7 protein-coding genes are annotated in these 6,658 nt (G+C 65.8%); 4 read left to right on the plus strand and 3 right to left on the minus strand.

Going from position 1 to position 6,658, the window contains the following annotated elements; all coding sequences use genetic code 11:
* The first annotated feature begins 102 nt into the window (after window positions 1-102).
* From ABNS06_RS09425 to ABNS06_RS09435, 3 genes are read left to right on the plus strand one after another with little or no spacing between them, the layout of a single operon-like run.
* The gene (locus tag ABNS06_RS09425; protein ID WP_348674169.1) at window positions 103-1,602 is read left to right on the plus strand and encodes a proton-conducting transporter membrane subunit; all 1,500 of its coding nucleotides are present in this window, start codon (window positions 103-105) and stop codon (window positions 1,600-1,602) included.
* Window positions 1,599-1,874, plus strand: a complete 276-nt coding sequence (locus ABNS06_RS09430) for a hypothetical protein (protein ID WP_348674160.1) — start codon at window positions 1,599-1,601, stop codon at window positions 1,872-1,874. Before ABNS06_RS09425 ends, ABNS06_RS09430 begins: the two co-directional genes overlap by 4 nt.
* Window positions 1,867-3,564: a Na(+)/H(+) antiporter subunit D gene (locus ABNS06_RS09435; RefSeq protein ID WP_348674161.1), complete on the plus strand. Its 1,698-nt coding sequence runs from the start codon at window positions 1,867-1,869 to the stop codon at window positions 3,562-3,564. Before ABNS06_RS09430 ends, ABNS06_RS09435 begins: the two co-directional genes overlap by 8 nt.
* Window positions 3,565-3,579: 15 nt before the next feature.
* On the opposite strand, the gene dnaQ is transcribed toward ABNS06_RS09435, so the two are convergent.
* From dnaQ to ABNS06_RS09450, 3 genes are read right to left on the minus strand one after another with little or no spacing between them, the layout of a single operon-like run.
* Window positions 3,580-4,281, minus strand: coding sequence for a DNA polymerase III subunit epsilon (gene dnaQ / locus ABNS06_RS09440; protein ID WP_348674162.1), 702 nt, complete (start codon window positions 4,279-4,281; stop codon window positions 3,580-3,582).
* Window positions 4,278-4,730, minus strand: coding sequence for a ribonuclease HI (gene rnhA / locus ABNS06_RS09445; RefSeq protein ID WP_348674164.1), 453 nt, complete (start codon window positions 4,728-4,730; stop codon window positions 4,278-4,280). The genes dnaQ and rnhA overlap by 4 nt, the downstream gene beginning before the upstream one ends.
* Window positions 4,731-4,737: 7 nt before the next feature.
* Window positions 4,738-5,505 (minus strand): methyltransferase domain-containing protein, encoded by a 768-nt coding sequence (locus ABNS06_RS09450; protein ID WP_348674166.1) that lies wholly within the window; start codon window positions 5,503-5,505, stop codon window positions 4,738-4,740.
* Window positions 5,506-5,596: 91 nt separating this feature from the next.
* Between ABNS06_RS09450 and ABNS06_RS09455 the strand changes: the two genes are divergently transcribed.
* The coding region (locus tag ABNS06_RS09455; protein ID WP_348674167.1) for a transglycosylase SLT domain-containing protein at window positions 5,597-6,658 on the plus strand (1,062 nt) is incomplete at its 3' end.

Here is a 6,658-nt window from a genome sequence, read left to right on the forward strand (position 1 = left end):
CGCACTGGCCGTGCTGACGATTTATCTGGGTGTCGCCGCGCCCTGGCTGCCGGACTGGGCCCTGGAAGCCGGTGCGGTGCTGTACGGGGCGGCGCGGTGAACATGCTGCTCGTCATTCTCGCCGGTCCGCTGCTGACGGCGGCGCTGACCGGGCTCACCGGCCGCAATGCCAATCTGCGCGACAGCCTGATCGTCATCGCCGGCGTGGCCCAGGCGGCGCTGGTGCTGTCGCTGTGGCCAGTGGTGGAACAGGATCTGGAGATCACGCTGTGGTCGTGGCAGGGCGGGCTGTCCTTCGCGCTGCACCTGGAACCCATGGGGCTGCTGTTCGCGACGGTGGCATCCTGCCTCTGGCCGGTGACCTCGCTTTACGCGATCGGCTATCTGCGCGGTGCCCATGAAAAGCACCACACGCGCTTCTTCATCTTCTTCGCGCTGGCGATCTTCGCCGCGATGCTGATCGCCTTCGCGGCGAACGGATTGACGCTGTTCATCGGTTACGAGGCGATGACCTTCGCGACCTGGCCGCTGGTTGCCCACAAGGGCACGCCCGAAGCCCGGCGCGGCGCTCGGATCTATCTGGCGGTGCTGCTGACCACATCGATCGGCCTGCTGCTGCCCGCCCTGGTCTGGACCTACGTGCTGACCGGCACCACTGATTTCCGCGACGGCGGCATCCTCGCCGGCAAGGCCTCGCCCGGCACGCTAGCCGTGCTTTACGCGATGTTCCTGTTCGGCATCGGCAAGGCCGCGTTGATGCCGTTTCACCGCTGGCTGCCGTCGGCCATGGTCGCGCCCACGCCGGTCAGCGCGTTGCTGCATGCAGTCGCCGTCGTGAAAGCCGGCACCTTCGCCGTGCTCAAGATCACGATCTACTACTTCGGCATCGACACCATGCAGATGTCGGGCGCCGGCAACCTGATGATGTGGGTGGCCGCCTTCACCATCCTCGCCGCCGCCGCCATCGCCGTGCGCCAGGACAATCTGAAAGCCCGGCTGGCCTACTCCACGATCAGTCAGCTCAGCTACATCGTGCTGGGCGCCGCGGTGGCGACGCGCTACGCGGTGCTGGAGGGGGCGCTGCATGTGCTGACCCACGCCGCCGGCAAGATCACGCTGTTCTTCTGCGCCGGGGCGATTTATGTCGCCACGCACCGGACCAAGGTCAGCGAGCTGGATGGCCTGGGCGCGAAAATGCCAGTCACGTTCGCGGCGTTCACGCTGGCCGCCATCTCCATCATTGGCCTGCCGCCGCTGGCCGGCAGCTGGGACAAGCTGCTGCTGATGGAGGGCGCGGTGGAAGCCGGCACACCGGTGATGATGGGTGTGCTGCTGGTCAGCTCGCTGCTGGGGATCGCCTATCTGATGCCAATCCCGATCCGCGCGTTCTTCATGCCGGAGCCGGGCTCTCCGGCCACGGCGGATGATCCGTCGGGGGAATCCCGCATTATCCGCCGGCCGCAGATCACCGAAGCGCCGATTGCCTGTCTGATCCCGCTTTGTCTGACCGCGCTGGCCTGTATCGGCCTGTTCTTCGTCGAAGACTGGCTGATCGCACCACTGGCGGACAGTCTGGGCTACGGATGGAGGCACGTGGAATGAACAATCACGAGCCGGGATGGCTGGACAAGCCGCGCAACGTCACCCGCATCGTCTACACCCTGTACGCGATCTGCGTGCTGCTGCTGATCGCCGATCTGCTCTACACCAAGCATGTGCATTTCGCGTTCGAGGGCTGGTTCGGCTTCTTCCCGCTGGTCGGATTCGCCGCCTACCTGTTCATCGTGATGAGCGCGAAGCTGCTCAGACGCCTGATCGCCCGTCCCGAGGATTACTACGAACGGAAACAGCGGGGAGGCTCCAACGATGCTTGAAAGCCTGCTCAACCCGGCGCTGGTCCTGATTCTCGGCGGGCTGCTGGTGCCGCTGCTGCGCGACCTCCCGCGCAAGCTGTTCATGCTCGCGCTGCCGGTGGCCGGGCTGGCGCTGATGGTGTGGCTGCCGACCGGCGATGGCGGCGTGGTCCACATGTTCGGCGTCACGCTCGAAACCCTGCGGATCGACAAGCTGTCGTTCATCTTCGGCGTGATCTTCCACATCGCCGCGCTGCTCGCGGTGATCTACGCGCTGCATCTGAAGGACACCGTGCAGCACGTCGCCGCACTGGTCTATGCCGGGGCGGCCATCGGTGCGGTGCTGGCCGGCGACCTGATCACGCTGATGATCTACTGGGAACTCACGGCGCTGTCGTCGGTGTTCCTGATCTGGGCCCGGCGCACCGAGCGGGCGTATCACGTCGGCATGCGCTATCTGATCATCCAGGTGGCCTCCGGCGTCGTGCTGATCGCCGGTATCGCGGTGCGCTATGTCATGACCGGCAGCGTCGACTTCGAGCGGATGTCGCTGGACGAACCAGGCGCCTGGCTCATCCTTCTGGCCTTCGGCATCAAGTGCGCCTTCCCGTTCCTGCACAACTGGTTGCAGGACGCCTATCCGGAGGCAACGGTCACTGGCACCGTGGTGTTGTCCGCATTCACCACCAAGCTGGCGATCTACGCGCTCGCCAGGGGCTTCGCTGGCACCGAGATGCTGATCTGGATCGGCGCGGTGATGACCGCCTTCCCGATCTTCTTCGCCGTCATCGAAAACGACCTGCGCCGGGTGCTCGCCTACAGCCTCAACAACCAGCTCGGGTTCATGGTCGTCGGTATCGGCATCGGCACCGAGCTGGCCATCAACGGCGCCGCTGCTCACGCCTTCGCGCACATTCTCTACAAGTCGCTGCTGTTCATGGCGATGGGCGCCGTGCTGTTCCGCGTGGGCACCATCAAGGCCTCCGAACTGGGCGGGCTCTACAAGTCCATGCCCTGGACGGCGACGTTCTGCATCATCGGTTCGCTATCGATCTCCGCATTTCCGCTGATGTCGGGGTTCGTGACCAAGTCGATGATCCTGACCGCGGTGGCGGAAGAGCATCTGTGGGTCATCTGGCTGGTCCTGCTGTTCGCGTCGGCCGGCGTGCTGGATCACTCGGGGATCAAGATCCCGTTCTTCAGCTTCTTTGCCCATGATTCCGGCAAGCGCTGCGACGAGGCCCCGATGAACATGCTGGTGGCGATGGGACTGACCGCCGCACTCTGCATCGGCATCGGCATCTACCCGCAGCCGCTGTACAGCCTGCTGCCCTACAGCGTGGACTACAACGCCTACACCACCACGCATGTCATCACCCAGCTGCAGCTGTTGCTGTTCGCCGCCCTCGCCTTCGCGGTGCTCTACCGGCGCGGCTGGTATCCACCCGAAATCCCGGCGCTGAATCTGGATACCGACTGGCTTTATCGCTACGCCGGCCGGCGCGTGATGGACGGTGCCGTCGCCGTCACCCAGGGAACCGGGGATGCGGCCGCCCGCCTGGGCGCCTACTGCTGGGCCCAGTTCGATCGCCATGCCCTGTCAGGCGTCCGGGAACAGGGTTGGCTGGCCAGTGTTTGGCGATCCAGCACGCTGGTTTGGTGGGCCGCCGCGCTGATCGGCCTGGTCACGCTGATCGGCCTGCTGCAGTAGGCCGAGACCGCTCTCTCAGGCCGGCCACTCCAGGCGCGGCGCGCCGGAGGCTTCCATCGCGTCCAGTCTGGCGTGGTGCTGCGCCAGTTCCTCGTCACTGGCCCGGATCACCTTCGGCCGCGCGGCGCTGCGCTCGAACAGCCGTTCCACTTCCTGCCGCATGCCCTCGCCGGGATCGGCCGCCAGCTCGATGGTCTGCTGCCCACCGGTCATGGCGAGGTACACCTCCGCCAGGAGCTGGGCATCGAGCAACGCGCCGTGGAGATCGCGGCCCGAGTTATCGACGTCGTATCGGCGACAAAGCGCGTCCAGCGAGTTGCGCTGCCCCGGGTGCATCTGGCGCGCCATCGCAAGCGTGTCGGTCACCATGCACCACTCGCTGACGGGTGGTGGCGGGTTCTCCAGCTTGGCGAATTCGTGATCCAGAAAGCCGATGTCGAACGCGGCGTTGTGGATGATCAGTTCCGCGCCACGCAGGTATTCGATGAACTCCTGAGCAACATCGGCGAACCGCGGCTTGTCGGCGAGCATCTCGTTGGTAATGCCGTGCACCGCGATCGCACCCTCGTCGATCACACGATCCGGTTGCAGGTAGTGCCAGAAGTTGTTGCCGGTGGCGCGACGACTCCTGACTTCCACGCAGCCAATTTCGATGATCCGGTGGTCATCGCTGGTTTCCAGACCCGTCGTTTCGGTATCGAGAACAATCTGTCTCATCCGCCTGCTCCCGCCGCCTGGGCGTCCATTGCTTCGTTGGCGAGTCGGTCGGCCGCTTCATTGCCGGCGTGGCCCGCGTGCCCCTTGACCCAGTGCCAGGTGACACGATGCCGCTGCGCCGCCGCGTCGAGGCGCTGCCAGAGCTCGGCATTCTTGACCGGCTTGCCGGCCGCGGTCTTCCAGCCTCGTTTGCGCCAGTTCTTCAGCCACTCCTTCATGCCCTTCTGCACATAGGTCGAATCCGTGTAGAGATCCACCTCGCAGGAACGGGACAGCGACTCCAGCGCCTGAATGGCAGCCATCAGCTCCATCTGGTTGTTGGTCGTGGACGCGGCGCTGCCGGAGAGCTCCCGGCGATGCTTGCCGTATTCGAGTAGCGCTCCCCAACCGCCCGGCCCGGGATTGCCCCGGCAGCCGCCGTCGGTGAACGCGCGAACGCGTTGACTCATCGCATGATCAAGATTTTTCGCCGCGACGACGCGCCGCGGCAGCTTCAAAACTCACCCTCACGCCACCCAGCGCGGGTGCCACCGCCGGCCTGGCCTGACGCCAGCGCTGCTGGATCGGGGTGATCGGAATCGTGCGCTTGCGAGCGACGATCAGGTAGCTCTCGGCGGCAATGCTGAGCCAGTAACGCAGCCGTCGACCGTCGCTGCGCGCGATGGGCCGCAACCACGGCAGACCCACCCCGAATCGATGAACATCGGTCACGTCGAAATCCAGCAGGTGCAGCCAGTCGCAGACCCGGTGACGACTCAGTTGTCGGGCTCCGGCGGGCAGGCCTGAAGTCGCGCCGACACGCTGCCGCAGCCCCCACCAGGACAAGGGATTGAAACCGAGGATCAACAAATGGCCCCGCGACGTCAGCACGCGATCGGCCTCGCGCAGCAGACGATGCGGCGACTGCGCGAACTCCAGGCTGTGCGGCAATAGAATCACGTCCGCCACGCCCTTGGGCAGCGGCAGCGCGCCCAGGCGGGTGATCGCGCTCTCGCCGCTGGCGCCTGCCGTACCCAGCACGGCCCGAAACGGCATCGGCGCCGCATCGATCAGACTTTCGCCTTCACCCCAGCTGCCAATCTGCAGAATCGACCGCCCGAACAGCCCCGGCAGAACCGCCTCGACCCGCGCGCGCTCCAGTGCGTCAAGATTGCGGCCACGGGTCGTCGCCCGCCACCGTTGCAGGTCGCCCAGTCGAACTTCTTGCCGGTGCGTGCGGTCCATCCCGGTAGCATAACGAAGGGACGCCCGCTTGTGCGCGACCCGCAGGTGCAACACAATCCCGGTCGCCCCGGGGAGCCAAGAAACCCATCACGTGATTGTTCGACGACTTTTAGCCGCCGCGCTGTTTCTTGTTGCCAGCAGCGCGCACGCCGACGACCTCTGGGACGATCTGGCGGATCACTACCAGATCGGCAGCCACGACCACGAGGACGTGCGCTACTGGGCGGACGACTTCGCATCCCGGCCTCATGAGATCCGGACGCTGGTCAATCGCGCGGAACCCTATCTGGCGATCATCGCGCGCCAGCTCGAAGCGGCGGGCATGCCGGCGGAGCTGATCTGCATTCCCTTTCTTGAAAGCGGCTTCGATCCGAACGCATTCAGCTCCGGCACCGCCGCGGGACTGTGGCAGTTCATGCCGCATACCGCGGACCGCTTCGGTGTGCGAAGGAGCTGGTGGTACGACGGTCGCCGCGACGTCATCGCATCCACCGAGGCGGCGATCCGCTACCTGCGCTATCTCAACGACATTCATGACGACTGGCTGCTGTCGCTGGCCGCCTACAACGCCGGCGAAGGCCGCGTGCGACGCGCGATCGCGCGCAACCGCAAGGCGGGTCGCCCCACCGATTTCTGGTCGCTGGACCTCCCGCCGCAGACCGAAGCCTATGTGCCCCGCATCCTCGCCCTGGCGGAGATTTTCGCCCGGCCCGAAACCTTCGGCATCAAGCTGCCCCGAGTAAGCCCGGCGCCGAAGACCGTGGCGGTCGAGTTACCCGGTCAACTGGGCCTGCCGCAGGCGGCCGAGCTGGCGCAGCTGCCGTTGCACGAGATCCAGCGGCTGAATCCCGCATTCAACTCGTTCGCCACCGACCCGGACGGTCCACACCGCCTGCTGCTGCCGACGGACAAGGCCGGCGCATTTTCGCTGGCATTGAAACGCCTGCCCGCCTCCCGGCGTGTCACCTGGAACCGTCACAAGGTGCAGGCGGGCGACACGCTCAGCGAGCTGGCAGAGGACTTCGACACCACGGTTTCGGTGTTCCGGTCGATCAACAAGCTGTCGGGCCACCAGATTCGCATCGGCCAGGTGCTGATGATTCCCACGGGAGCCAACGCGGCGATGGCCAGCCTGCCCGCCTCGGGCCGGGCC

The organism is uncultured Abyssibacter sp. (assembly GCF_964000955.1).
Lineage (GTDB): Bacteria > Pseudomonadota > Gammaproteobacteria > Nevskiales > OUC007 > Abyssibacter.

Excerpts from the sequence above, each read along its gene's own strand:
- ABNS06_RS09425 (WP_348674169.1), top strand. The coding sequence starts at position 103 with ATGCTGCTCGTCATTCTCGCCGGTCCGCTGCTGACGGCGGCGCTGACC.
- ABNS06_RS09430 (WP_348674160.1), top strand. The coding sequence starts at position 1,599 with ATGAACAATCACGAGCCGGGATGGCTGGACAAGCCGCGCAACGTCACC.
- ABNS06_RS09435 (WP_348674161.1), top strand. The coding sequence starts at position 1,867 with ATGCTTGAAAGCCTGCTCAACCCGGCGCTGGTCCTGATTCTCGGCGGG.
- dnaQ (WP_348674162.1), bottom strand. The coding sequence starts at position 4,281 with ATGAGACAGATTGTTCTCGATACCGAAACGACGGGTCTGGAAACCAGC.
- rnhA (WP_348674164.1), bottom strand. The coding sequence starts at position 4,730 with ATGAGTCAACGCGTTCGCGCGTTCACCGACGGCGGCTGCCGGGGCAAT.
- ABNS06_RS09450 (WP_348674166.1), bottom strand. The coding sequence starts at position 5,505 with ATGGACCGCACGCACCGGCAAGAAGTTCGACTGGGCGACCTGCAACGG.